The following is a 25471-nucleotide window of genomic DNA, read 5'->3' on the forward strand; positions in this document are numbered from 1 at the left end:
GTTTATAGCAGTACTGTCATGCTGGCTGCCAGTCCTTGATGCCCACATCTACCGATGTGATGCCGTTGTACGTATCAAGGCGGGGGGTATAGGCCACGCGAATGCGCTTGCCCGCAATGCCCGGCGGCAGGGCCTGCCCCATGCGCCATGCCTTGGCCGTGAGTATAAGGCCGCTGTGTTCGTCCTGTAGACGCAGGCGCACATGTTCGCCGCTTCGGCCCAGGGGGGCGCGGTCCTTGACCAGCAAGGGAGGTGAGGCGAAGACAGGTTCGGCATTGCCTGGGCCAAAGGGTTGCAGCATTTCAAGTTCTTTGAGAAACATCTGGTTGCTGGCCTGAGCAAAATCCAGTTGGCATTCCAGCGTCAGGCTTGGACTCAGCGGGCTTGTGCCAAGGCTTTGAGCCACCGCAGCCTCAAAAGCGCTGCGGAAGCGGCCAAGGTTTTCCGGCAAAAGGCGTACGCCTGCCGCCAACCTGTGCCCTCCAAATCCCATAAGCATCTCGGCAGTCTGGTTCAGCCCGGCATGCAGGTCAAATTCCCGAACCGAGCGGCCTGAACCCTTGAGGCTGCCCTGATCATGGCAAAGTATGATGGTTGGCCTGTAAAATTCTTCCACAATGCGCGAGGCCACAATGCCCACGATACCGGGATGCCAGTCCTGACCGTACAGCACAAGGCTGGCCAACGGTTCGCGAGAAAGCATGTCCAGCGCCTGGATTCGAGCTTCATTATGGATTTCGCTTTCCGCGTTTTTGCGCTCTGTATTGAGCCCGTCAAGCTGTTGGGCCAGTGGCAGGGCTGAAGAAAAATCTTTTTGCCGCAAAAGGCGCAGGGCCAGTTCGCCGCTGCCGATGCGCCCGGCGGCATTTATGCGGGGCACCAGCTGAAAGCTTACCTGCCCGCTGGTAAGCTTGGTTTTGGCATCCATGCCGCTGGCAACCTTGAGGGCGGCAATGCCCGGCCGCGAGGCCATGGCCAGATGCGCGAGGCCCGCGTGCACCAGAATGCGGTTTTCGCCCGTCAGCGGCATGACGTCGGCCAAGGTTCCCAGCGCCACAAGGTCAAGGCAGTGATCCATCTTGTGGCGTCGGCCCGTGTGCGGGGCAAGAGCCGCATTGACGGCCCCCATGAGGTAGAAGGCCACGCCCACTCCGGCCAGATGCGGGCAGGGCAGGGCCTCGGCAGGGCAGAGCCGGGGGTTGCAGATGGCATGGGCCGGGGGCAGTTGTTCTTGGGGCAGATGGTGGTCGGAGACCACAACAGTCATGCCCAGTTGACGGGCGCGCTGTACGGCTTCGCCATCGGCGATGCCGCAATCCACGGTGAGCAGTATGCCGCAGCCCTGTTCCGCCAGCGCTTCCACCTGGGCAACATTGAGGCCGTACCCTTCACTGCGGCGGTCAGGGATATGCCAGCATGCTTCCAGGCCATGACTTTCCAGCACATCCAGCACCAGGGTCGAGGCAGTGATGCCGTCAACGTCATAGTCTCCCCATACCACCAGTTTTTTACCTGCCAGCAGCTCCTGCGCCAGCAGTTGGGCAGCCTCGGGAATTTGGGGCCACTTGTGCGGCGGGGTCAGCGAACCCGGCCGTGCGTCGAGAAAGGCATTGATGGTTTGCTTGTGGGTAAATCCCCGTCGCCAAAGGATTTCCAGCAGCAGGGGCGAGATGGAAAGGTCTTCGGCCCACGCGGAAGGCGGGGAACCAGGGACACCTTCGGGAAGCGAACGGAAAAGCCAGTTTTTCACAGAACCTCGGAGGCCGCGGGCCGGTTTCAGGATGCGGTGTTCGCGCTCTTGGCCGCAGCCTGCAAGGCGGAGCGGACGCCGTCTATCCTGTCGGCTGGAACAAGTTTATTTTGTATGAGCCATGCAAGAAATTTGAGCGAAGTTTCGTGTCGTGGAGAAATTTCAAGCGCCTTGAGCAGGTGATCCACGCATCCGTTGATGTCCTTGGTCTCCAGCAGAGCCCGCGCCATGTTCATATAGAGATTTTCGTCATTCTGGGTAAGTTCGAGCGCGCGCCTGTAATATTCCAGCGACTGTTCCAGCATCTTGTTCTTGCGCAGGCTGATGCCGAACTCGTTGAAAAGGTGCTTGTGTTCAGGCTCAAAAGCGCCGTCCAGCTTTACAAGGCGCTCAAAGATGTCCTGCGCCCTGTCGGCATCTCCACGCTCAAGGTATGTAAGGCCAATGCCGAAGTTGGCGCGTACGTTGTCCTCATCTATTTTGAGGGCGCGGGAGTATTCAAATTCGGCTGCAAAATTTTCGCCTTTTTCCCTGCGTTCATCACCTTGTTCAGTCGCACGCTGCATTTCCTGCATTTTGGGATAGACCGAATTGAGGTAAAACTCCGGTTCGGGCGCAAATTTGGCGATGAGTTCGTCCATGGTGATTTTGCGCTTGGGGCCGCTAGGCACGTAGTTGGTGTTGAGCGGCTGGCACTCAATGACTTTGCCGTGCTGTTCAATGAACCAGAAGCTCTTTTGTACTGTTTTGCGGGTCGTGGTGCCAGTGCCTACCCGGCGGACTTCCTGTGTGGAGAATACGCCGCGCACATCGGTTTTGTGCCCCGCCGCATGGCCCGTACCCGATGAAGGTGCCGCCTGCGTATTTTTTGTCATTTCCTGGCCAGACATCTGAATCCCCGTTGCTATGTGGCAGACGCCATGTCTGCCAGAATCTGCTCCGCTGCCGCGCGCGAGTCTGAAGCGGCGATGATGGGTCTGCCCACTACCAGGTAATTCGCCCCTGCCGCCACGGCCTGGGCCGGAGTCATGGTTCGGCGCTGGTCGTCCGCCACCGAACCGGACGGGCGGATACCAGGACACAGACAACTGAAGCCGGGGCAGGCCGCCTTGATGCCGGCAACCTCGTGCCCGGAGCAGACCACGCCGTCCAGTCCCCAACCCTGTGCGCCCCTGGCAAGAGCGAGGGCGAAGTCAGAGGTGTTTTCACGTATGCCCGGCATTTCACCCTGGGCAAAGCTTGTCAGCACCGTGACGCCAAAGAGCAGGGTTTTTTTCCCTGATACGCCGTCGGCGGCTTCACGGGCCGCGCGGCACATGCGTTCGCCGCCCTGACAGTGCAGGGTGAGCATGTCCACGCCTATCTCCGCGGCGGCTTTGACGGCCTGGGCCACCGTGTTGGGAATGTCATAGAACTTAAGGTCCAGAAAGACCTTGTAGCCCATGGCGACCAGTTCTTCCAGAAAGGCAGGCCCGGCATAGGTGAACATCTCCATGCCTACCTTGCACCAGGGCGCGGTGCCCTTGAGCGTGCGGGCGATGGCCAGGGCTTCGGCCCTGCGGGGCACATCCAGGGCGACCACCAGTTGTGGACTGGAAAGTGTATTTGTCATCAGCGCGTTTCCAATGATTTCGCTTTGCATAAAGGACCGTGCGCATGTCAGGCCACGGGTTCATCCCTGTAACCGCCGCCGTATCCCGATCAGCGGTTCAGCAGGCAGTCCGGCAGTTCGGGATTGCGGCAAGGGGCAAGGCCTGCGGCCACAAAGACGGCGCGCAGGGCATCGTATGCCGCGTCCAGTTCGTCGTTGACCACCATGGCATCATACCAGCGGGATTCACGAATTTCCTGCCGTGCATTGGTCAGCCGCCGCTCGATAGTGCCCTCGTCATCCAGCCCCCGACCACGCAGGCGGCGTTCCAGCTCTTCCATGCTGGGGGGAAGGATGAACACGAACACGGCTTCAGCCAGGGAGAGTTTCATCTGGGCCGCGCCCTGCACGTCAATGTCAAAAAGCACGTCCTGACCGTTTTGCAGGCTGTTTTTCACTGGCGCGAGGGGGGTGCCGTAAAGGTTGCCATGCACCTCGGCCCATTCGGCAAAATAGCCCTGTGCGCGGCGTTTCTCGAATTCTTCACGGCTGAGAAAGATATAGTCCTTTCCATCCACTTCACCCTGTCGCGGTTGACGGGTGGTGCATGAAACAGAATAGCCGAACTTGGGGAATTCCTGCATGAGGCGTTGGACCAATGTCGTCTTTCCGGCCCCTGAGGGCGCGCTTATAACCAGGGCAATGCCTTTTCGGGGCATCAGATTCCTTCCTCTTGCGCAAAACGTTGACTGATAGTTTCAGGCTGTATGGACGACAGAATGACGTGATTGGAATCCGTCACCAGGATTGAGCGTGTTTTGCGCCCCTGGGTTGCGTCAATAAGACGCCCCTGAGTTCGTGCGTCTTCACGCAAGCGTTTCATGGGCGAAGACGCCGGACTGACAATGCTCACAACCCGGCCGGCCAGCACGTAGTTGCCAAAGCCAATATTGATTAACCGTTCACGAGACATGGTTTATTCCAGGTTTTGAACCTGCTCGCGGCATTTTTCCAACTCATTTTTAAAGTCCACCACAAGGCGCGAAAGTTGCACGTCCGGCAGTTTGTTGCCGCAGGTGTTTATTTCGCGGAAGCATTCCTGAAGTGTAAAGTCCAGTCGTCGCCCCGCATCGCCGCCAGACTGCAAAAGGTCGTGCAGGCGTTCCAGGTGCGTAGTAAGGCGGGTAAGCTCTTCGCTTACATCCAGACGGTCTGCAAGAACGACAATTTCTTGCAGAAAACGGCCTTCTTCAAGCTCCTGGCCATGTTGGGCCAGAGCCTCGCCGAGGCGCTCGTGCAGGATGGCGGCGCGTTCTTCCTTGATGGCGGGCGCGCGCTCAGCAATAAGCCCCGTCCATTCTTCCATGCGCAGGATACGCGAATGCATGTCGGTGGCCAGGGCGCGCCCTTCAGTGGCGCGGGCCTCGTTCCAGTCTTCCAGAGCGAGAGCCAGGCCTTCTTCAAGGCTGGTGGTCAGCTCTTCATCCATTTCTTCGCCGTTGTCGCCCCACAGAGAAGATATCTGCATGAGGGCGTTGTAGTCAGGCGTAAAATCTTCGTTCCGGGCCTGGGCAAGGGCATGCAGGCTGTCCAGAATGGCGTTGGCCTGGTTGGCGTCAAAGCGCATGGCAGGGGCATCGCCGGGGGCGTACTGCAGTATGAGGCTGATGTCCACCCGACCGCGCGAGGCAAAGCGCCGGACGACCTTTTCAAGGCGTGGTTCAAGACTGCGCACAGCAAGGGGAAGACGCCACTTGAGGTCAAGATGGCGGCTGTTGACGCTTTTAATTTCCCATTGCTGGATCGTGTGGGTATTTTCAACAAGGCAGCGGCCAAAGCCGGTCATGCTGCGTAGCATAGGTTCCTTCCCGTGTAAGAGTATCTTTGCGAGTGTAGAGCAAGCCCCTTACGAATGCAACAAAGCCCTTGTCGCGGGAGGCGCAAGGGCTGAAATCTTTGAGGTAATCGGCTGGAATCGCCTGCATATCCCTCATATTCCGTCAGGACAGGCCGCCGCCGTTTGTTCCGCAGCCGCCGGAAGGGCAGCCGCCTGCGGCGCAAGGGGGCTTTGTCTTGCTCATGGGGCGCACCGGGCCGGGCTTGAAGGGAAAAGCGCCCGTTTTGAGCGGGCTTGGAACACTCATCTGCCGTTGGGTGGCTGCACCGCATTTGGGGCAGGCCGGGGCTTCATCGTCAAAGACCAGCTCTTCAAATACGTTGCCGCAACCAGTGCAGGTAAAGTCAAACATGGGCATACTGAATCTCCTGAAATGCGCTGACTATGCAGGATTTGTGGCGGCCTGCCCGCATCTGTGCCGTTGTGCCGCAGATGCGTGGTACGCCGTCTGGCAATCGCGCCAACCATGCCAACGGGGCCAACCGTATTTATAGGCCCAACCGGGCCATCAGGGCGATGTGCGCCTGGGGGGCCTATGGGCTTGCCCACAGGCTATATCTGCTTATATAAACACATATACGCGTAAAGCAAGGGCGGCATGATGCCGCCCGGCAAGCGCAAACCGGTTCCTGGCTGTTGACCGGCCCGGAGCCGCAGGAGGAAAATTATGAAAAAAATTCTGGTGCTGGCCGGTGATTATGTGGAAGATTACGAAGTAATGGTACCTTTCCAGATGCTGCTCATGCTGGGCTATGACGTGCATGCCGTCTGCCCGGGCAAAAAGCCCGGTGATGTCGTGCGGACCGCCATACACGATTTTGAGGGGGACCAGACATATTCTGAAAAGCGCGGCCATAATTTTTCCATCAACTATGACTTTGACAAAGTGAATACCGCCGATTACGTCGGGCTGGTCATTCCCGGCGGGCGCGCGCCCGAATATCTGCGCCTGAATCCGCGCATTCTTGAAATCGTGCGCGAGTTCGACGCTGCCAAAAAGCCCATTGCCGCAGTGTGCCACGGCCCGCAGATACTGGTTTCTGCCGGGGTGCTGAAAAACCGGACATGCACGGCGTATCCCGCCGTGAAGCCCGATGTGGTGGACGCTGGCGCCAAGTGGGGCGAGTTTAACGAAACCCTTACCAATGCGGTTGTGGATGGCCATATTGTCACCGCTCCGGCCTGGCCTGCCCATCCCGCCTGGATTGCGGCCTTTGCCAAGCTGCTTGGCGCCAAGATCAGTATCTAGGTGTACTGTTCCAGCAGGTCGTTCACACTCCACAAAACCAGTGAACCTGAAGTTAGCAGACAACAGCAAAACAGAAGGAGGGAAGGGGAGAATAGTTGTAAGAATGCCTAACCGAGGTCTGTTGTCGAAAAGAAATAGTGCGCGGACGCAGTACGAGCCTGCGAACAGAGTGGCGGCTGGCTACGGAGTGGACCTGAGTCCCGCTGAAAAGCAGAAAAGCCGTAATGCCTATGGCTGGCGAACTGCGCTTGCAAACCGCAGATTACGGCCAGGTGTTGTTGCAACAGGTACGGAAGTGCGCCGCTGGCTGGATATTGTGGGTGTGGAAACCGCGCGAATGGCATGAACTGTTTGAGCCGCGCGGGCAGCGTGTGGCGCGTCAATGCGACCCAGGCCCGTGCAGAATGGTTGATAGTGGAACAGGCGGTAAGCCCCTACCGGATTTTTTTGCGGGGCTTACCGCTGTGAAACTGTTTTTTAGGCCTTGACCATCGAAGCGTAGTCGCTACCGCTCATGCAGTCGCTTTCATCATAAGAAGAAGCGGTGACGCGCACCAGCCAGCCCTGAGCGTACGCATCGTCGTTGAGCAGCTCCGGCGTATCCGCAAGCGCGCTGTTGGCTTCCACCACGGTGCCTGAGATCGGCATGATGGCATCGCTGGTAACCTTGACGGATTCAATGGAAGCGCAGGATTGCCCCTGTTCGAAATGGACTCCTTTTTCCGGCAGATCCACGAAGATTACGCTGCCGAGCTGCTCCTGGGCATAGTCCGTGATGCCGATGAGCCAGGAACCGTCATCCTGTTTTTGCGCCCACAGGTGGTCAGCGTGGTACAGTCTGTCGTCAGGAAAGTGCATAGTCTTCTCCTTATGCGCCTGTTGCGGAAGATTTTGGCGCCCGTATGGCCGCTGGGATAATTTCATCCAGAGTGGGGTGGGCGAACATGATTTCGTCCAGCCTGGATTCCGTATATGCATCCTTTATGAGCAACTGGGCCACCGTCACCAGATGCGACACTCCGTGCCCGACAGCGGCGATGCCAGCTATGCGGCCCTCATGCCATACCACTTTGACAAATCCAGCGGTTCCGCCGCTCGCCTGCGCAATGGGGTTGGCCGTCAGGGGAGTCTGGGAAACTTCCACCGCTTTGCCCTGACGGAGCAGCGCGTCCGCAGTCTGGCCAACGCGCATGATTTCCGTGCCGCCGTATACGCAGGAGGGAACAGGCCCTGGCTCATAATCGCCCCGGGTTTCACCCAGGATATGTCTGGCCACAAAGGCAGCCTGATGTTCCGCGGCATGCGCCAGAAGGGTAAGGCCGTTGATGTCTCCTATGGCGTACAGGTCTGGGCCGCTTTGCAGCTTCGCGTCCACCTGCACGTAGCCACGTGCCGTAAGGCTGCCGCCGGCGCTCTCCACCCCGAGGCCAGCGCTGTTGGGGGTGCGGCCCACAGCCACCAATGCCTTGGCCGCCGTGACGACTGTGCCATCCTCAAGTTCCAGTCGCGCTTTGCCGTCAACAGAGATCAGGCTTTTGGCCTTGGCACCCTCATGGCAGGCAATGCCCTTCTTGGTCAGAGCGCGAAGCATTTCTTTTGCTATGTCCGCGTCTTCCGTAGGCGCTATGTGTGCGGCGGCTTCCACTATGGCCACCGTACTGCCCATGGCTGAAAAAAAGTCCGCCATTTCAAGACCAATGGCTCCCGCACCCACCACGATCAGACTGTCGGGGATGGCGGTGACGCGCAAAAGATCGGTGCTGTCCAGAACATTCTGATGGTCGGGCACAAGCCCCGGAAATGCCGCGGATGCGGTTCCGCAGGCAAGGATTATCTTTGTACCGGCCAGTGCTACAGGGCCTTGGGCAGTGGTGACCTGCACCTGCGTCTGTCCTTCCTTTTGTCCGGTGCACACACCACGGCCTTCAAAAAGGTCTATGCCAAGAGCGGCCAGGCTTTTGGCAAGAGTCTGGCTTGTTCCCTTGATAAAGCGTGTGACGCGGTTTTGCAGGGCCGTAAAGTCCACCTGTATGCTGCCTTTGGCAATGCGCACACGTTCCTGGGCATGCAAAAGACCTTGCGGAGCCGTGGCGCCAAGCAGCATTTTTGTGGGGATGCAGCCAGCGTTGAGGCAGGTGCCGCCCCAATGGCTGTCCTCAATCAGCGCGACCTTTTTGCCAGCCTGAGCCAGAATGCGGGCCGCAGTGGTTCCACCAGGGCCGCCTCCTATTACGATGACGTCGTATGTCTGCACGAAATAATCCTCCTATTTGGCGACGTCTGCTTTGAACAGAAACTGGCGTGAAGCGGAGCGGTACACGAGCAGCGTTTGTTCCGGCAGAGCCTCCAATCCGCGCATATCCCAGGCCATATCCGGCGTGACGGCCTCAATGACGTAGGGCAGGGTGGGCGCATTGCAGGCCTCAAAGACCATCTTGGCGGCGGCAAGTGCCTCGGCTCTGTCCGGCCATGCCCACGTTCCGTCTTCGCCCGGCTGGGGAACCGCGAAAAAGCGTATGATTCCATCGGGAGTCGCACGCACAAGCTCGATGGTTTCCGCAAGCGCATCCCTGGACGGCGCGCCGCCAAAAACGCGTTCAGTTGCGGCGCTTGCGCCCACGACGTTAAGAATGACGTGCACGTCCTTGATGGCAAGAAGTTTTCGCAGCAGCTCGGGTTTGCGCCCGTCCACCTGCAACCATACCTGAAGACCGCCCTTTGCCAGCCGGTCCACAAGGGTGAGCATATTTTCTTCCTGCCCATCGGGGCATTGGGACGGGTAGATTCCCGCGATCTTGCCGTGAAGCATGTCGCTTCTGGTCACGCAATGCTCAAGAACGCGGCCGGAAAGCAGGTAGGCCAGTATTTCGCCGGAACCCTGTTTGATAACTTCTCCGTCATCAAAAAGCGGAAACTCCACGCCTTCGGGATTGCGATAGATGGCCTTGCGGTTGGTGCGGTAAAATGTGTTGAAGGTCTGCGCGTCGGCCTTGAAATCAACAGTGTCGTATTCCAACCCGCGCTCGGCAAGAAAACTTTTGACAATCTTGCAGCGTATACAGTCGGGCGCTGTGTAAAGGGTGATGCTCATGGCGCTCTCCTTGAAATTACGCAAGCCGGGCAGGCAGAAAGTTTTGGCCTATCTGTCCCGCCCGGCAAGCTGAAAAAAGGTTTGTGGCCGGTATGGTCAGGCGATGTCTTCCAGCGACTTGCCGCCAGTGCGGGCGCCCCACAGGGCAAGCACAATGGCGGGCATGATGCAGAGTGCGCTGAAAATATAAAACACGCCATCAAAGCTGTATGCAGCGTAAACTACAGGAATGAGAGGTTGTGAAAAAGCTACCGCAAGACGGCCTATGGAAGAATGAAAGCCAGTGGCCGTGTTACGCAAGTGAGTGGGGTAGGATTCTGCCGTGTACGAAAAAATGGTGAATCCCAGGCCCATGACAAAGGCTGTGAGCAATGCGCCCACGCCGACCACAACCCAATAGGAACTGACATTGCCGAAAATGGGCGCCAGCACCGACATGACAACCAGCATGATGACCAGCGGTATCTTGCGGCCGCCCATATCGGTAAAGGCGCTGGAGGCGAAGAGGCCCAGAGGCACGCCGATTGAAATGAGCGTCGTGGCCATAAGACATTCTTCAAGAGTAAAGCCGTGCGCTTTGAGAAGCGTGGCCGTCCAGTTGGTGACCACAAAGGTGGCGGGGTTGGTGCAGAGCACCAGCACAAGAATGACCAGAGTGCGTTTGACGTATTTCTGACTGATCATGCCCAGCAGCACTTCGCGCAGGGGTGGTTTGTGGGTGGCGCCTTTGCTGGCAGCTTCTGAAAGATCAATATTCATGTGCGTCAGGTCAAGCATGACCTCTTCCGCTTCCTTGATGCGGCCACGGCTCACAAGCCAGCGGGGGGATTCGTCCAAATACTTCCAGGCGATGAACAGGGCAATGTAGCCCATGCCGCCAAGATAGAAAATGTAGCGCCATGCCTCTTCATGCAGAGGGATGATGGCTCTGCAGAGCATGCCGATGACGGGCACGGCGCAAAACCCCACCCCTGCCACAAGGTTTTGCCATTTTCCCCGGCTTTCTGCCGGGGCCATTTCAGCAATATAGGCCTGTGAGCACACCATGAGGCAAAAGACGCCAAAACCTGTCAGGGCGCGTGAGGCCACAAAAATATGGAAGTCGTCCGTCATGCCGTTGATGATGGACGCCGTGGAAAACAGGGTGATGGCGATAAGAAATGTTTTACGACGTCCAATAAGATCGGATATGAATCCTCCCACAAAACCGCCGCATGTCATGGCCGTGAAATACCAGAAGGTGACCGTGCCAATGTCGCGCATGGTCAGCCCCCAGTGTTGCATCAGGGCCGGGGCAATGAAACCGAAATTCCAGTTGTCCATTTGTTCGCAAAAGTACGCCACCATAATAATGAAAAAGACGGCTTTATGGCGACCAGTGACTTGAAGTCCGTCGAAGTAGTTATTGCTGATTCTCTCTTGGCCGGGCATGGATTTTTCCTTTTGGCGCTAGGAGTTAAGCTTGAATTGTTTTCTGTTGTGCTGAAACTGCCAACTTCAACGGGAGCAGGAGGTTGTGCTTTTATTAACTGGTTACGCTTTTCGTGTTGTAGACTGCACTACGTTTTTACATTTTTTTCACATATCTCGGATTGGCTGTATTTTTGCCGGAATCCACACATATTGCTGACATATTTTATGTGAAAAAAAAGATTTATTTGGAAAATGTGTCGCCTGCGCAACAATTACGGGGAAAATAAAAAGTCATTGTCCTGTGAAGGAAGCGGGAGGTGCAGGAGGTTGCACCCATTTTCACAGGAGGAGTCATGAAAACTTTGGGCAAAAAATTGTTTTGCTTGTTGTTTTGCGGCGTGTCCATTTTGCTTCCTATCCGGGGCAATGCCGTGGATTTTAAGGTCAAGGGGGCCTTTGACATCAGTTTTCAAACATCCAACGTCATGCCGCTTGGTGTGACCGGTAAAGACACTTTTCAGGCATTGCAGCGCCTGCGCATGCAGTTGGACGCCATTGCCAGCGAAAATCTTTCGGGCAGTCTGCAAATTACCGTCGGCACAAACGGCCAATCCTGGGGGTCCGCCAAGGACGGAGCGGCCCTTGGTAGTGACGGCAATAACATAGTGGGTGTTCGTGCCGCGTACATCGACTGGCGTGTGCCACAAACTGAAGCCAAGGTGCGCATGGGCATACAGCCCCTCCTGCTGCCTGGTTTCGTCACGGACTGGAGCGCGGTGTACGGGCAGCTTACATCAGGCATCACGGTCAGCACCCCCGTATATGCGAATGACGGGATGACGGTGGGGGCCACGTTTTTCTGGGGACGGCCATATAATGACAACTCTCAGAATACCCAAAACGGACGTCTGGAAGCAAACTACCTGGACAATCTGGATGTCTTCGCCCTCGTTCTGCCAATCAAGGCCGAGGGGCTGAAGGTTTCGCCCTGGGGCATGTATGCCCTTATAGGGGAAAACAGCCTGCGCGGCATAAACGACAACACGTCTCAGCGCGAACCTGCCATCTATGCCCCGCGCGGCGGACTTATGCCCGTACTTGGCAGCGGCATGAATTATTACCAGACGTTTGAGAAAACTTACCGCAATGCCAACAATACCTGGGGTAACGGTTGGTGGGGCGGTATGACGGTCAACCTGACCCAGTTGGAACCGTGGGATCTCGCCGTTGAAGGCACCTATGGCCGTGTAGATATGGGGGAACTCAAGGATTATACCCAATTTGATCCCAAGGGAAAGGGCAAAACCTTTCAGCTTGTGCGCGAAGGCTGGTATGCGGCCATGCGGGCGGACTACAAGTTCGGCTGGGGCACCCCCGGAATCCTGGCCTGGTATGGCAGCGGCGATGATGATAACCCTTATAACGGCTCCGAGCGACTGCCTGTTTTTAACACGCCGTGGCCGGTGACGCCTCTGGGCTTTGGCGGGGGCTTTTTCGACCTGGATACCTGGAAGGTGCTGGGGCACAACCCCAGCGGTATGATGGGCTTTGTAGGCAGCATCAAGGACGTGAGCTTTATTGATGACCTGAAGCACACGCTCAAGTTTGCCTATTTTCATGGCACCAACAGCTCGGAAATGCCAAAGAAGGCCAACATGACCTCGTATCCCTCTCGGGCGGACGGGCCGATGGCTTACCTCACCACTACCGACCATGCGTGGGAAACAAGCCTTTCCAGTACCTACACAATATCTCAAAACTTCCAGGTCAATCTTGAGGGTGCCTATGTCAAACTGTATCTGGATCCTGACACGTGGCACGGTGTCGAAGATTCACAATATGAGGACAACTGGCGAGTTTCTTTAACCTTTCGTTATACTTTCTGATGTAACTTCGGCCTTGATGCGACGGCTCTGAGCGGTAATATCCAGCCGTTCAGAGCCGTTCTCCATTTTCTGGTCGCGCCATCAATCCCATACGTCCGGTTCGCACGCAGAGGCTGGCGGCGGGGGGCGCCACGGAGCATTAGAGCATTTTCGCATTGAGAATATCTATTCACAATGCTTCCAAGACGCCCACTCCGGCGCGTAACCGCGCAAATAAATTGCGCTTACGCCTCCGCGGCGGGCGTCTGCTCCCGCATCCGCCAGAGCAATTTCAAAGAGAAATTGCTCTAATGCTGTGAAATACCGGCGGCAGCGCGGGCGGAGGGCAGCCATGAAGGCCTGGACGCAACTTCAGCCAGTGCCTCGGTGATTGCGGATAAGCATCTGTTGGCTGGTGATTGTAAAAACCAGCCGCCATGGCTCAAGGGCGACAGCCGTAAACTTTGCGAGTGCACATTTCAGTGGTGACCTGATGAGCCCTCATGCTTAGTATATGGTAGGCGTTAGGATAAAGTCCACATCCTGCGCGTCCAGATCAGATTGCCAACAAAATGCTTTACATCTCAATTTGTCATTCTTCAAAAAGATGCGATTTTCGACAGAATCCACGCCACATTGCGGCGCGCTGCACTCTTGCGCGGCGCTGAAGCATTTGACTTTTTTCAAAGGTAAAACGCTCTAAACCATGCGGGTGAAATACAGCGGCAGGGTACAAAAGCCTTTATCCCGTGTTGAGGATATACCGACAAAAAAGATGAGACCCCGGCGGCAGATCCGGGGTCTCATGGCATACGGAGGAGGGGGGATGGAGTCGGGCTATTCGGTTGCGGCCACGCAATGCCCCGCGCCGCTATAGTAACCTATGGTGCCCTCCACCTTGACGGTGGACATGGCGCCAAAGGGGGCGGCCCCAGGAACACGGAAGTCCTTGACCGTCAAAGGCTCAATGGCTTTTTCTTCGGGAACTTCGGCCTGCGGAACCCACGAATACGGCACGCGGTATGCGCGGTACACCCAGTTCATGGGCAGGCTGATGTGCCCCTTGTAAGGACAAACATATTCCCACACGATTTCATGTTCAGCAGTCACTTCAAACACGCGGCCGTCAGAACCTTCGCAGATGAGCGTGTTGCCATTGGGCAGGCGCTGCGCGGAGCTGATGAAGGGGCTGTAGAAACGGTAGGCGTCGAGCGGGACAAGGAAGCCCGCTTCATGCGGCGTATACTGCCACACGATTTTCATGGCCACGGGGTCAATTTCAAGCACCCGCGAGTAGTCGCGCTGCGCGGCCTTGACGCCATGGGGCGCGCCAGGGTTGGGGTTGCCGTATCCGCCCCAGCCGCCGTTGTCGTACACAAGGATGTTGCCTTCGCCCGGCAGGCCGCGGGGGATCATGTGGGCGTGGTGCTGGCCGATAATCCAGCCAATGGCTTTTTCTTCAGGCGTGCGGTCATAGTCAGGGCCGAGCTGCCACACGATCTTGCCTGTCTTTTTGTCCAGGATCAGGATAATATTGGTTTCGCGGCCATCAATGATGATGTTGTCCGGATGGAAGCGGGCGTCGCCTGCATCAAACCACTTGTTGGGGCCAAGCGTGGACATGGAATTGACATGCATCCAGTCACCCACGCCCGGAGCGTTTTCCATGATGGTTCCGCCACGGAAGTTGGGGTCGCGGCACATGGCGTTGCGGGCGGCCTCGCCAAAGCCCATTTCTTCCGCATGGTCGGCGCAGTTCCATTCCCAAACGATGTCGCCGTCCCAGGTGACTTCATAAATGACGTCATCCACCAGCATCTTGTCGCTGATATAGGGATTGACGGTGTTTTTGTGGCAAAGTACAAGGGTATTGCCGGAATCTATTTTGGGTTCCTGCCCGGGAGCGTAATACCCCGTGGAACTGCCTTCCCGCTGAAAATCATGGTGCTGACGCGCCATCCAGCGGCCTTCCGTACCAGGGTCTTCAATAAATTCCGCCCTGTCAAATTTCCAAACAACATTGCCGTCCCAGTCGACCTGGACGAGGTCGAGCTGGTCTTGCAGGCCATGCTTGGGGTGGCGGGTACCTGTGCTGCCCATGAGCATGCCGCCAGGGAACATTTTATTGGGAAAGCCGTGCAGATCCTTCCACATGCGGATTTCGTGCCCGTTCATGCCGATCAGCAATGCGCCGTTGTCGGGAGCCTGCAGAATGGTAAAGCCGCTCCATGCCTTTTCCGGTTTGTAAACTGTGACCCCTGTGGGATAAATAGTCGGGTGACCCATGAAGACCTCCATACGTGCGGGTTATTTTTTGCACAATAGGGTTGATTGTCAGTAGTTTTCTCAACCTGTTCGTACGATAACCGCATGATAGCCTTGGCTGACAGTGAAAATTGTAGTTCATGCAACAATATTCACAAAAAAAGGGCGCTAGGATTATTTCATCAACAAGCACCCGCCTCGGGCCACTGCCGTCGTGGCCTTTTTCAGCGTACCCCGGCAACGGATGTTATTTCCCATTAATACTCTGTGTGATGGAAGCAGTACTGCTTTTTTGGTTATGGAGATCAATCTTGGACTAGTCAGTTGATCTAACCTCTGTTTCAAGGAGGGGCTAATGTCTTTTATCGAATTGCTCAACCAGAATGAATGCTGGGGCAAGGTTGTCAGAGAAAAAGCTCGTAAATGGGAAAAAGGCTGGAAATTCAGCGATGACGCGCCATCGATGTACTATGTCCTCAGCGGCAGGGTGCGCCTGATGGCACTGGACGCCTGCGGCAATGAGAAAACCCTGTGGTATCTCAGCAAAGGGTGTTGTTTCAATGAAACGGTAATGTTTGACAGAAGTTCCATCACCTCCCATTCTTCCGTGCGAAGGATGAAATTTTACCATGAATGCACGGAAAACTGCTACTTGCACATGTTTTCGCAACGGGAAGTGGAGGAACTGGGTAAAAGGAACCCCGAGCTTTTATTGAATCTTTGTCAAAGCTTTGCAAAAAAGGTCGGCTTTCTGGCAGAGTCTCTTGTTTCGCTCAGTCTTGAATCGCCCTTGACCAGAGTCTGCAAGTATATGGCCTCGCGCATTATACCGGGATCATCACCCCTTCGTGCCCGGCGCGACATTTCCTATCGTGAAATGGCAGATTTGTTGGGCATGCACCGCACCTCAATCCATAAGGTAATGCGCCAATGGCAGGCCGAAGGCGTATGGGATTTTGAAAGAAACAGCTCTGAAGTGGTTATTTTGCAGCCAGATGTGTTTTTTGAAGAAGCCAGCATGTGCCAGGAAGATACGCAGCAACGGCACCACTACAGCAGATAGCGTGTGGAAAATATGGACGCCATGGCCGTGTATGTCAATATCGTCCATCCCTACTGGGCGCAACGCCGGAAGGCTTTTTTATAGACATGCAAGGTTAGGGTCGCGATGCGCGCTACTGGCACAACCAGCCAGGCAGCCAGTTGTTATATTTCTCCTGGGCGGGTATACGTATGCGCGTACGCCCGCTCTTTCATTGCCGGTCGGATAAAGCGTGTCGCCCGGAGCAGATTGCTTTTGAGAATGCGCGCCTCAATGTCTGTGGCACGCTCGTGACGGCGCTCAGCAGCGCGGATAAACCGCGTTACGTATACTTTTGTTGACGCCTGCCATGCAGCCGCTGTCAGGCAGTATGCGGCAGTGTCCCATGGTCCGAAGGGGTCATGACTGCTTTGCCCGCGGCTCGTTCTTTTTCAGTTTACGGTACAAGGTGACGCGGTTTATCCCCAGCAATGCCGCCGCCTTTCCCATGTGGCCGGCGCATTTGTCCAGGGCAGCCTCAATGGTTTCGAGCTCAAGCGCGCGCAAATCCAGCGCTGGAGACTTTGCACGGCACGCGCCGCCGGAAGCTGTTCCCGCCCCACCTCGCAGCCTTTTCGGCAGATCCGCGAGGGTCGGAGCGCCGCCACGCATTTTGGTCAGAGTGCTGATAACCACATTTTCGAGTTCACGCACGTTGCCTGGCCAGTCATGCGCGTACAGCGCTGCCATGACCTCGGAGCCGAAGGTTATGCCGCCAGGCAGTCCGTGTTCGTTTGCATAGTTGTCCACCATAAATTCCAGCAGTGGAGCGAGGTCATCCTTGCGCTTGCGTAAAGGCGGAACCCGCAGACTGATGACGGAAAGGCGATAATAAAGATCATTTCTAAAGCGGCCGCTTTCCACAGCCTGCATCAGAGGCACGTTGGTCGCGGCCATGACGCGTATGTCAAGCGGCCTTGCGCGCTCGCCCCCCACCCTGGTGACGCTTTTTTCCTGTAACACGCGCAAAAGATTAACCTGGGCCGCAAAAGGCATGTCGCCAACCTCATCAAGGAATATGGTGCCGCCCTGAGCCTGTTCGAACTTGCCTTTTTTCCCGGCTTTGTCCGCGCCGGTAAAGGACCCGCCTTCATAACCGAACAGTTCACTTTGCAGTAGTTCGGGCGAAAGGGCCGCGCAATTTACAGCGACAAACGGGCCTGAACGCCTTCCACTGGCCTGATGCATGGCCTGGGCCAGCATTTCTTTTCCGGTGCCGCTTTCGCCCTGGATCAGAACTGTATGCTCCGTGGCGGCAATTTTTCTGGCATCGTCAATAACGCCGCGCATGATTTCACTTTGCCAGATGATATCCTGAAAGCCATAACGGACTTTTCCGCCCCGATCCCGCTCATCCACCTTCCTTCGCAGCACACCGATTATTCCTCCGCATGCGTCATTGGCGCCTCCGGCGCTGCGCAAACATGCTTCAACCACAAGAGGACTGGAAGAAGCTGAAAAGAAGTGCAGTTCGGCCAGGTCACGACCGATTTTCATCCCCTGGCGTACGGAAGCGTAATTGGAAACAAGGGTGTGTATGTCGTGCCCGATCACTCTGTCATCCTTGACGCCCAGCAGTTTCAAGCCTCGCGGGCTGACATGCGTCAGCACGTCATTATTGTCCACCACAATAAGCGCTTCAGCGCTGCTTTGCATCAAGGTGAAAAACTGGGTGCGGAGTTTCTGGTTGGCGTCACTTTGCGCGCGGTAGCCCAGCTCAATTCCGATGGCCCCGGCGGTCAGCCGAACCAGATTCAAAAGCTGGGATGGATGCCTGCCACCCCCCACGGTCGTGATATCAAGCACACCCTGCAGGTCCCCTTGCGGGCTGAATATGGGAGAGGCGGTACAGCTCCAGTCGTGATACACTTCACGGTAGTGTTCACACATGCGAACCTGGACAGGATTTTTTTCGGCCAGGCAGATACCCGGCGCGAATGTGCCGATGCCCGCCTCAGAATGCCTTGCTCCTGGAAAGACACCAAGCTGCTCAGCGAGCCGCTTTGGTCCGCTCGCGCCCAGGAGGTCGAGAATATAGCCGTCATTGCTGTACAGCATGACCAGATACTCCTTGCCAAAGAGCAGATCATGCAATTGCCGTAAATGGCTGGCGGCTGCAGACAGCAAAAGCTTATGTTTTGCCATGACGCCTTCTGATTTTTGTACAAAAGAAGAGTAAGATTCATAAGGGTTTACAGCAAGATTAAGACAACGCTGCCACGAAGCCGCTATTTCCGGACGTAGAAAAGTTGTCTGCACTTCCCGGTTCAGGGCAAGTGCTTTCCAAGCTTCTTTAATGCGCGCCAATGAAGCACGCTGCCCCATCTTTTTCTCTATTTGACTTGTCATAAGTGCACCGGTGGTAAAGCTGCCCTTGAGATCATTTCACGCCGTCCGGGCCTGAAAACAGCAATAGCCTCAATATTCATGTTGCACAAAGCAATGCTGCGGACAAAGCGCATGTTGCATGATGCATTATTCAAAAAATTTTAAATAAATTACACTAGTTCCATGTTGCATTTTGCAACATGGATGTGGCTTTTCATATAAAACAGCATAATTTGGCATACCACAAACAGTTAATAAGGCAAAAATATTTTTTAGTAAAACAATTATAAAAACCTATTACTTCTTATAAAAACTACATGTTACATATAGTTATCTCCAATACGTGCAAACTGGCAATGTTATTGCAAACTATGGCCGTGACGGACGGGCCCAGGCCCGTCTGGCTTCCTCACGCGGAGACGGCGCGACGCGGCAAAGTGCACGTCAACCTGTGCCGTATAAGCCAACGATCTGCTCCAACCATAACAGGGACAGGCCATATGAAACTTACAAGACTCTTTTTGACCATCAATGGCGCACGGCGCATGGTTGTCTGTGATCCGGAAAAGGATTCTTTGGCGGACATGCTGCGCAGACTCGGCCTCACAGGAACCAAGGTCGGCTGCAAGGCAGGGCAGTGTGGCGCATGTTCGGTCATATTGAACGGCGAAGTCGTCCGCTCTTGCGTGCGCAAGATGAAAAATATCAAAGAATTCAGTGTTATTGAAACTATTGAGGGCATTGGCACGCCCACATGCCTGCATCCGCTCCAGCAGGCCTGGATAACCTATGGCGGTGTTCAGTGTGGTTTTTGTTCGCCTGGCTTCATTGTTTCCGCCAAGGGGCTTCTGGATAAAAATCCTGACCCTTCGCGTGAAGACGTGCGCGACTGGTTTCAGAAGCATCGCAACCTTTGCCGTTGTACCGGCTACAAGCCTCTGGTGGATGCGGTAATGGCCGCGGCCAAGGTCATGCGCGGCGAGGCCTCCATTGAAGACATCACCTATCGCGAAGAGGAGGGCGCATCCATTTATGGAAGCAGGTATCCGCGCCCGGCGGCCCTGGCCAAGGTTACGGGCCTGTGTGACTACGGCGACGACATCAAGCTGAAGATGCCCGACGGCACCCTGCACCTCGCCATCGTTCAGCCCAAGGTGGCCTCCCATGCCAGGATCGTCGCCATTGACACTTCTGCGGCAGAAAAAATGGATGGCGTAGTCAGGATTGTAACCGCCAAAGACATTAAAGGGACCAACCGCATTGTGGTGCCTGTTGTGCATCCGCGTTCCACGGAGCCGGGTACGGAACGCCCGATTATAGCCGATGAAAAAATTTTCCGTTACGGCGATGTGGTGGCCGTTGTCATGGCCGCAACGGAAGAAAAAGCCCGTGAAGCAGCGAAAGCCGTCAAGGTGGAAATTGAGCCGCTGCCGGAATACCTCAGTTTTCTGGACGCCGTTGCCCCCGATGCGCTGCGTATCCACACCGGCCCAAATACCTACCTGATGCAGCCTGTGCTCAAAGGGCAAAGGGCCGAAGACGCCATTGATGACGCATTTTGCTCAGTGGAAGGAAGTTTTCACAGTCAGCGCGAACCCCACCTGAGTATTGAGGGCGACACCCTCCAGGGATACTGGGATACGGAAGGCAACCTGACCATCCATTGCAAGACCCAGGCCGTGGGCTGGCACCGGGCGGGCATTGCCGGTGGCATCGGCATGGATGTGGAGCGCGTGCGCATCATTGAAAACCCCACAGGAGCCAGCTTTGGCTGGGCCGCGTCCCCCGGCAGTTACGCCATAATGGGGGCCTGTTTGATGCTTGTGGACAATCCCCTCACGCTTACCATGTCCTATGAAGAACATCAGCATTTCAGCGGCAAGCGCACAGCCTCGTACACCAACGGGCGCATGGCCTGCGATGAAAACGGCCTGCTCACCGCGTTGGAATTCGATACCGGCATAGACCACGGTCCCTACACCGAGGTGTCGGATCATATTATCGAAAAAGTGGCCCGCTTCATGGGCTTTCCGTACGCAATTCCCAATGTGTCGGGCCTGTGCCGCATAGCGCACAGCAATCATAATTACGGCACCGCATACCGGGGCTTTGGTTCGCCGCAGGCCTATACCTGCTCTGAAGCGCTTGTGGACATGCTGGCCGAAAAAATGGGTATGGATCGCTTTGCATTCAGATATAAAAACATAGCCCGTGAAGGCGATCTGAACATAAACAGTGTGCCTTTCAGGGAATATCCCATGCAGACGCTCATGGATATGATCAAGCCCTATTATGACAAGGCCGTCGAAGATGCCAGAACGCGCGGCACCGAAACCAGAAAACGCGGCGTCGGTCTTGTGTGCGGTGGATTCTCCTGCACCCTTGGCCCCCACGACCATTGCGAGGTGGCGCTGGAGCTGAACCCCGACGGTACTGTTACCCACTATAATACATGGGAGGATCAGGGGCAGGGCGGCGATATAGGCACGCTCACCCATACGCACGAGGCTTTGAAGCCTCTGGGGCTTGCCCCAGGCCAGATAACGCTGGTGCAGAACGACAGCCATGTCTGCCCGGATTCCGGCATCGCGGCTGGCAGCCGCCTGCATTACATGGTGGGCAATGCCACCATCCACGCGGCCAACCAGCTGCTTGCCGCCATGCGCAAACCGGATGGCAGCTACAGAAGCTATGCGGAGATGCTGGCGGAAAACATTCCCGTGAAATATGTGGGCGTATTTGACGTCACCGGCGCTGGCCTCAGTGCTCTTGATCCCAATACGGGCGTGGGCGATCCCACACAGGCCCTGACCTACGGCGTTTTTCTCGCCGAGGTGGAGGTGGATACGGAAACGGGCAAGACCGCAGTACTCAGCATGCGTTGTGCTGGTGATGTGGGCAAGATCGGCAACCTGCTGGCCGTGGAGGGACAGGGCTATGGCGGACTGTCCCACACAATCGGTTACGCCCTTTCCGAGGACTACTCCGATTTCAAGCGCCACGCGACGCTTGCCGGGGCGGGCATTCCCTACATCAGGGATATTCCCGACAATATGGAGCTGATGTTCCTTGAAACGCCGCGCGCCGACGGCCCCTTCGGTTCTTCGGGTTGTTCCGAGCTTTTCCAGTCATCCAGCCATATGGCGGTCATAAACGCCATCTATGACGCAACAGGGGTGCGCATCTATGACCTCCCGGCACGGCCAGAAAAGGTCAAGGCCGCTCTTGAAGCCAAGGCCGCAGGAAAACCCCTCAAGCCCAAGAAGTACTTTCTCGGATCTGATCTGTACGATGCCCTGGACGACATCGACGAAAATCCGGTGTAGGGGGCTGGCTGTTCCCGTCGCATCCCGGCGGGAACAGCCGCAAAGCAGGAGCATCGCCTTGTAGCAATATGATTAATGGCCGTTTCACAGCCTTCACTTATTACCATAAGGATACAGCTATGAAGATCACTGCCGCCGTCTGCCGCGCCCCCCAGCTTCCCCTGAACTTCGAGCAATTGGATCTTGAGGAGCCGCGCGACAATGAGGTGCTCGTCAGAATAACCAGTTGCGGCGTCTGTCATACTGATATGGCCATGCGCGATCAGGTGTATCCCGTGCCGCAGCCTGTGGTTTTGGGGCATGAAGGAGCCGGTTTTGTTGAAAAAACTGGTAAAAGCGTGAGCGGCTTCACCCCCGGCGATCCGGTCATTATATCCTATAGCTCCTGTGGCGTTTGTCCCACCTGCCTGGATGCCACGTCTGGCCTGTGCCATCACTACTGGGACTACAACTTCGCCTCACGGAGGCTGGACGGCAGCACCGCGCTGCGCAACGGAGATGAAGAAATCCACAGCCATTTTTTCGGGCAGTCCTCTTTCGCCACATACGCCCTTACCCGCCCGGACAATCTGGTAAAGCTTGAAACAACTGAAGATATGGACTATCTCGGCCCGCTTGGCTGCGGCATACAGACAGGGGCCGGAGCGGTCATGAACGTCATGCGCGTCCGTCCCGGAGACAGCGTGGCGGTCTTCGGCACGGGGTCAGTCGGGCTCAGCGCCGTCATGGCCGCACATGTGTGCGGGGCAACCACGATAGTGGCCGTGGATATCAATGACCAGAGGCTCGCCCTCGCCAGGGAACTGGGCGCCACACACACTATCAACAGCGCCGGGGTTGATGATCTGGTCAGCGCGGTTCGGGAAACTACCGGCGGCAAGGGCTTGAACTACAGCTTGGACACTACGGCCAGAGAGTCCCTGCTCAACGCCCAGGTGGACTGTCTTGGCATCAAGGGCAAAGCCATTATCGTGGGAGCGTCGCCGCAAGGCACACGCATAAATCTTGACGCCGTAATCTTTATGAATCAGGGCAAAACCATCATGGGCGCCGTTGAGGGCAACTGCGTGCCCAAACGCTTTCTGCCCAGGTTGATTGCCTTGTTCCGTCAGGGGCGTTTTCCTCTGGACAAGCTGATTACGTTTTATCCCTTTGAACAAATCAACCAGGCCATAGAGGACAGCGAAAAAGGCCGTACTATAAAGGCCGTTGTCAAAATGTCCTGACCAAATGGTTGCTCCGGCCGGCTGCGACTCCCGGCAAAGCCCTCCGCTCGATTGCGGAGGGCACGGGGCACCTCAGGCAGAACAGGACTTCGATATTTTGTCATGCCAAACGGACGGCATTTATGACGATAGAAAACTTCAAGGCATTTTCCCAAGGCTGTTTTCGCGACTGTCCTCCCCCCTGTTCCTGCGCGTGTCCGCTGGGTGTGGATGTGCGGGCGCTTATGGACAAGGTGCAGAAAAAAAATTTTACCAGCGCCTACAGGCTTTATCGCAATCATGTGCTTTTTCCCGCCATTGTCAGCTCCATTTGTCATGAACCCTGCCGCGAAGCCTGTGTGCGGCGCGGCGCTGGGCAGGAGATTCTGCTCAGATCTGTTGAGGCTGCCTGTGTGGCGCATACAAAAAACTCCGCCCCCATCTCCTTCAATGTTCCTGTAAAACCCCACACCGTTGCAGTCGTAGGCGCAGGGCTCAGCGGATTGAGTTGCGCCTTGAAGCTGGCTTCGCGCAACTACCGCGTCCTTATGTATGAAAGGGAAAAGCAGCCAGGGGGAGCCTTGCGCCGTCTCATGCACGAAGAGGTCTATCTGAAAGAGATTGCCTTGCAGTTTTCAGAGGTGGAGTGCGGCATGTTCTTTTCTACAGAGGTGAAAAACCTGAGCGCGCTGAAGGCAGATGCCATATATGTGGCCACTGGCGGGGGGGGAGAGGACTTCGGCTTGCTTAAGGGGCTTGATGGCAACTCTCTGGGATCAACGCAAACAGGGATCTTTGTGGGCGGCGAAATATTGGGCCATACTCCTATTGAGGCCATTGAGCATGGCATCCGGGCATCTTATTCCATTGAAAAGTTTCTTCAGTGCGGCGCCATGGACGGAGTGCCTGAAACCTTTATGAAGTCCCCGGTACGCAAGGTTTTTTACCAGATGCCCTTGTCGTCAGCCCCCAGGACCATGAATGAAGGGGATCTCAGCCCCGAAGTGGTACAGGCTGAAAGCCAGCGCTGCCAACGCTGCAACTGTTCCCTGTGCCATGACCAGTGCGATCTTATGCAAACTTTCCGCACGTATCCCCCAAAAATGGTACAGGACGCCATATCGTCCCTGGGACCGAGAGAAAACATCACCCAGCGCGTGGGGATGAAGCTGCTGAATTCCTGTCTCCAATGCGGTCTTTGCAAAAAAGTCTGCCCGGAACATGTGGACATGGAACAGTGCCTTCTTGAGGCGCGGCGCAGCCTGCACCTGGATAAGGCGCTGCCCCCGGCCTATCATGACTTCTGGCTCAGGGATATGGAATTTTCCAATGGCCCGGCGTCTCTGCTGTACAAGCCATGCACTGACCATCCGGTCGAGTATCTGTTCTTTCCAGGCTGTCAGCTTGGCGCTTCAGATCCAGCCTATGTCACTGCCACCTGTACGGCCCTGCAAACGCAGTATCCACGCACGGCTCTGTTGCTGGGCTGCTGTGGCGTGCCTGCTGAATGGGCGGGGAATGAACGCCTCCGCGATACGGCTCTGGATTTCGTGCGCCAGACCTGGCTCAGTCTTGGCAAGCCCCGGTTGGTGCTGGCGTGTCCTACGTGCCGTAAGACATTTTTACACTATTTTCCTGAGGCACGGTGCGGTTCTCTTTTTCAGATGTTGGCCAACATGCCTGATCTGCCGATCAGCCGCGTTCAGTCTTGTGGCGGCCAGGACATCTCCGTGTATGACCCCTGCTCCAGCCGCGATGATCCCGATTTGCAAAAGGATATCAGAGCCCTGGTCGTACAGATGGGATTTACGGTGCATGAACTCGCTGTAGGTGGCCCACTGGCCCGCTGCTGCGGGTTCGGCGGACAGACGCATGCCGTCAAGCCGGAATTCGCGCGTGACGTCGCAGCGCGGCGGGCCGCATTGGCCGACCGGGAGTACATCACATACTGCACCAACTGTCGCGATAGTTTTGCCGCCAACGGCAAAGCCTGCAGGCATGTGCTCGACCTGGTCTTCACGGGCAATTCCCCGTTCCGCAGACCGCCCACAATCAGCGAACGGCGTCGCAACAGAATATGGCTCAGAAATTATTACGAAAACATGGGCGGGCAGGCCCGCACCCCAAAGCCACAAGGCGGACCTGACATGCAGATGGTCTTTACCAGGGAGATCAGGGATAAAATAGAATGGCAGCATATCCTTGAGGAAGAAGTGGCCCAGGTTGTCGATCACTGTGAACGTACAGGAAAAAAGGTGATCGACCCCGAGACGGGTCGCTTCACAGGGCACAAGACACTGGGACTGATGACCTGCTGGGTGGAGTATGCCACTGAGGGCGATGTTGCAATTATCCATAACGTGTACAGCCACCGCATGACCATAGAAGACAACCCGCAGGGGTAAGGGGC

The 25471-nt window shown here is 56.2% G+C and carries 19 protein-coding genes; 6 read left to right on the forward strand and 13 right to left on the reverse strand.

All coding sequences use genetic code 11. The features are described from left to right. Positions 1-16 precede the first annotated feature (16 nt). The 7 genes from recJ to ACZ5DH_RS04260 form a co-directional block, all read right to left on the reverse strand. Positions 17-1750: a single-stranded-DNA-specific exonuclease RecJ gene (gene recJ, locus ACZ5DH_RS04230; RefSeq protein WP_464255898.1), complete on the reverse strand. Its 1734-nt coding sequence runs from the start codon at positions 1748-1750 to the stop codon at positions 17-19. 26 nt (positions 1751-1776) lie between these two features. After that, positions 1777-2625 (reverse strand): tetratricopeptide repeat protein, encoded by an 849-nt coding sequence (locus tag ACZ5DH_RS04235; protein ID WP_464256500.1) that lies wholly within the window; start codon positions 2623-2625, stop codon positions 1777-1779. A 29-nt stretch (positions 2626-2654) separates the two neighbouring features. Continuing rightward, complete coding sequence (pyrF, locus tag ACZ5DH_RS04240; protein ID WP_464255899.1) at positions 2655-3362, reverse strand: orotidine-5'-phosphate decarboxylase; 708 nt, start codon at positions 3360-3362, stop codon at positions 2655-2657. An 89-nt stretch (positions 3363-3451) separates the two neighbouring features. Continuing rightward, a complete protein-coding gene (gmk, locus tag ACZ5DH_RS04245; protein ID WP_464255900.1) occupies positions 3452-4060 on the reverse strand; it encodes a guanylate kinase in 609 nt (202 codons plus the stop codon). After that, positions 4060-4314: a DUF370 domain-containing protein gene (locus tag ACZ5DH_RS04250; RefSeq protein WP_179981411.1), complete on the reverse strand. Its 255-nt coding sequence runs from the start codon at positions 4312-4314 to the stop codon at positions 4060-4062. Before ACZ5DH_RS04250 ends, gmk begins: the two co-directional genes overlap by 1 nt. A 3-nt stretch (positions 4315-4317) precedes the next feature. Next, positions 4318-5199: a YicC/YloC family endoribonuclease gene (locus ACZ5DH_RS04255; RefSeq protein WP_464255901.1), complete on the reverse strand. Its 882-nt coding sequence runs from the start codon at positions 5197-5199 to the stop codon at positions 4318-4320. Between the two features lie 142 nt (positions 5200-5341). Continuing rightward, the gene (locus tag ACZ5DH_RS04260) at positions 5342-5596 is read right to left on the reverse strand and encodes a zinc ribbon domain-containing protein (RefSeq protein WP_464255902.1); all 255 of its coding nucleotides are present in this window, start codon (positions 5594-5596) and stop codon (positions 5342-5344) included. A 309-nt stretch (positions 5597-5905) separates the two neighbouring features. On the opposite strand from ACZ5DH_RS04260, the gene ACZ5DH_RS04265 reads away from it, so the two are divergent. Continuing rightward, positions 5906-6487, forward strand: coding sequence for a DJ-1/PfpI family protein (locus ACZ5DH_RS04265; RefSeq protein ID WP_464255903.1), 582 nt, complete (start codon positions 5906-5908; stop codon positions 6485-6487). A 477-nt stretch (positions 6488-6964) separates the two neighbouring features. Here ACZ5DH_RS04265 and gcvH read toward each other — a convergent pair whose 3' ends face one another. The 4 genes from gcvH to ACZ5DH_RS04285 form a co-directional block, all read right to left on the reverse strand. After that, positions 6965-7345 carry a glycine cleavage system protein GcvH gene (gene gcvH / locus ACZ5DH_RS04270; RefSeq protein ID WP_464255904.1) on the reverse strand — a complete coding sequence of 127 codons (381 nt, stop codon included), beginning with the start codon at positions 7343-7345 and terminating at the stop codon, positions 6965-6967. Positions 7346-7355: 10 nt separating this feature from the next. Then, a complete protein-coding gene (locus tag ACZ5DH_RS04275) occupies positions 7356-8741 on the reverse strand; it encodes a dihydrolipoyl dehydrogenase family protein (RefSeq protein WP_464255905.1) in 1386 nt (461 codons plus the stop codon). Positions 8742-8753: 12 nt separating this feature from the next. Continuing rightward, positions 8754-9578, reverse strand: coding sequence for a glutaredoxin family protein (locus ACZ5DH_RS04280; protein WP_464255906.1), 825 nt, complete (start codon positions 9576-9578; stop codon positions 8754-8756). 96 nt (positions 9579-9674) lie between these two features. After that, positions 9675-11009 carry an MFS transporter gene (locus ACZ5DH_RS04285; protein WP_464255907.1) on the reverse strand — a complete coding sequence of 445 codons (1335 nt, stop codon included), beginning with the start codon at positions 11007-11009 and terminating at the stop codon, positions 9675-9677. A gap of 335 nt (positions 11010-11344) precedes the next feature. Here ACZ5DH_RS04285 and ACZ5DH_RS04290 point away from each other — a divergent pair, with 335 nt between their 5' ends. Next, positions 11345-12877, forward strand: a complete 1533-nt coding sequence (locus ACZ5DH_RS04290; RefSeq protein WP_464255908.1) for an outer membrane homotrimeric porin — start codon at positions 11345-11347, stop codon at positions 12875-12877. A gap of 816 nt (positions 12878-13693) precedes the next feature. Here the strand turns inward: ACZ5DH_RS04290 and ACZ5DH_RS04295 are convergent. After that, a complete protein-coding gene (locus ACZ5DH_RS04295; protein WP_464255909.1) occupies positions 13694-15142 on the reverse strand; it encodes an aryl-sulfate sulfotransferase in 1449 nt (482 codons plus the stop codon). Between the two features lie 334 nt (positions 15143-15476). Between ACZ5DH_RS04295 and ACZ5DH_RS04300 the strand changes: the two genes are divergently transcribed. Further along, entirely contained in the window at positions 15477-16184 is a 708-nt protein-coding gene (locus tag ACZ5DH_RS04300) for a Crp/Fnr family transcriptional regulator (protein ID WP_464255910.1), read from the forward strand. Positions 16185-16562: 378 nt separating this feature from the next. On the opposite strand, the gene ACZ5DH_RS04305 is transcribed toward ACZ5DH_RS04300, so the two are convergent. Further along, positions 16563-18347, reverse strand: coding sequence for a sigma-54-dependent Fis family transcriptional regulator (locus ACZ5DH_RS04305; protein WP_464255911.1), 1785 nt, complete (start codon positions 18345-18347; stop codon positions 16563-16565). 683 nt (positions 18348-19030) lie between these two features. Between ACZ5DH_RS04305 and ACZ5DH_RS04310 the strand changes: the two genes are divergently transcribed. From ACZ5DH_RS04310 to ACZ5DH_RS04320, 3 genes are all read left to right on the forward strand, one after another. Then, positions 19031-21856, forward strand: coding sequence for a molybdopterin-dependent aldehyde oxidoreductase (locus tag ACZ5DH_RS04310; protein WP_464255912.1), 2826 nt, complete (start codon positions 19031-19033; stop codon positions 21854-21856). 119 nt (positions 21857-21975) lie between these two features. Continuing rightward, positions 21976-23082 (forward strand): NAD(P)-dependent alcohol dehydrogenase, encoded by a 1107-nt coding sequence (locus ACZ5DH_RS04315; RefSeq protein ID WP_464255913.1) that lies wholly within the window; start codon positions 21976-21978, stop codon positions 23080-23082. Between the two features lie 122 nt (positions 23083-23204). Then, on the forward strand, positions 23205-25466 hold the full coding sequence (locus ACZ5DH_RS04320) for a pyridine nucleotide-disulfide oxidoreductase/dicluster-binding protein (RefSeq protein WP_464255914.1): 2262 nt from the start codon (positions 23205-23207) through the stop codon (positions 25464-25466). Positions 25467-25471 lie beyond the last annotated feature (5 nt).

The sequence above is a fragment of the Desulfovibrio simplex genome (assembly GCF_055387835.1).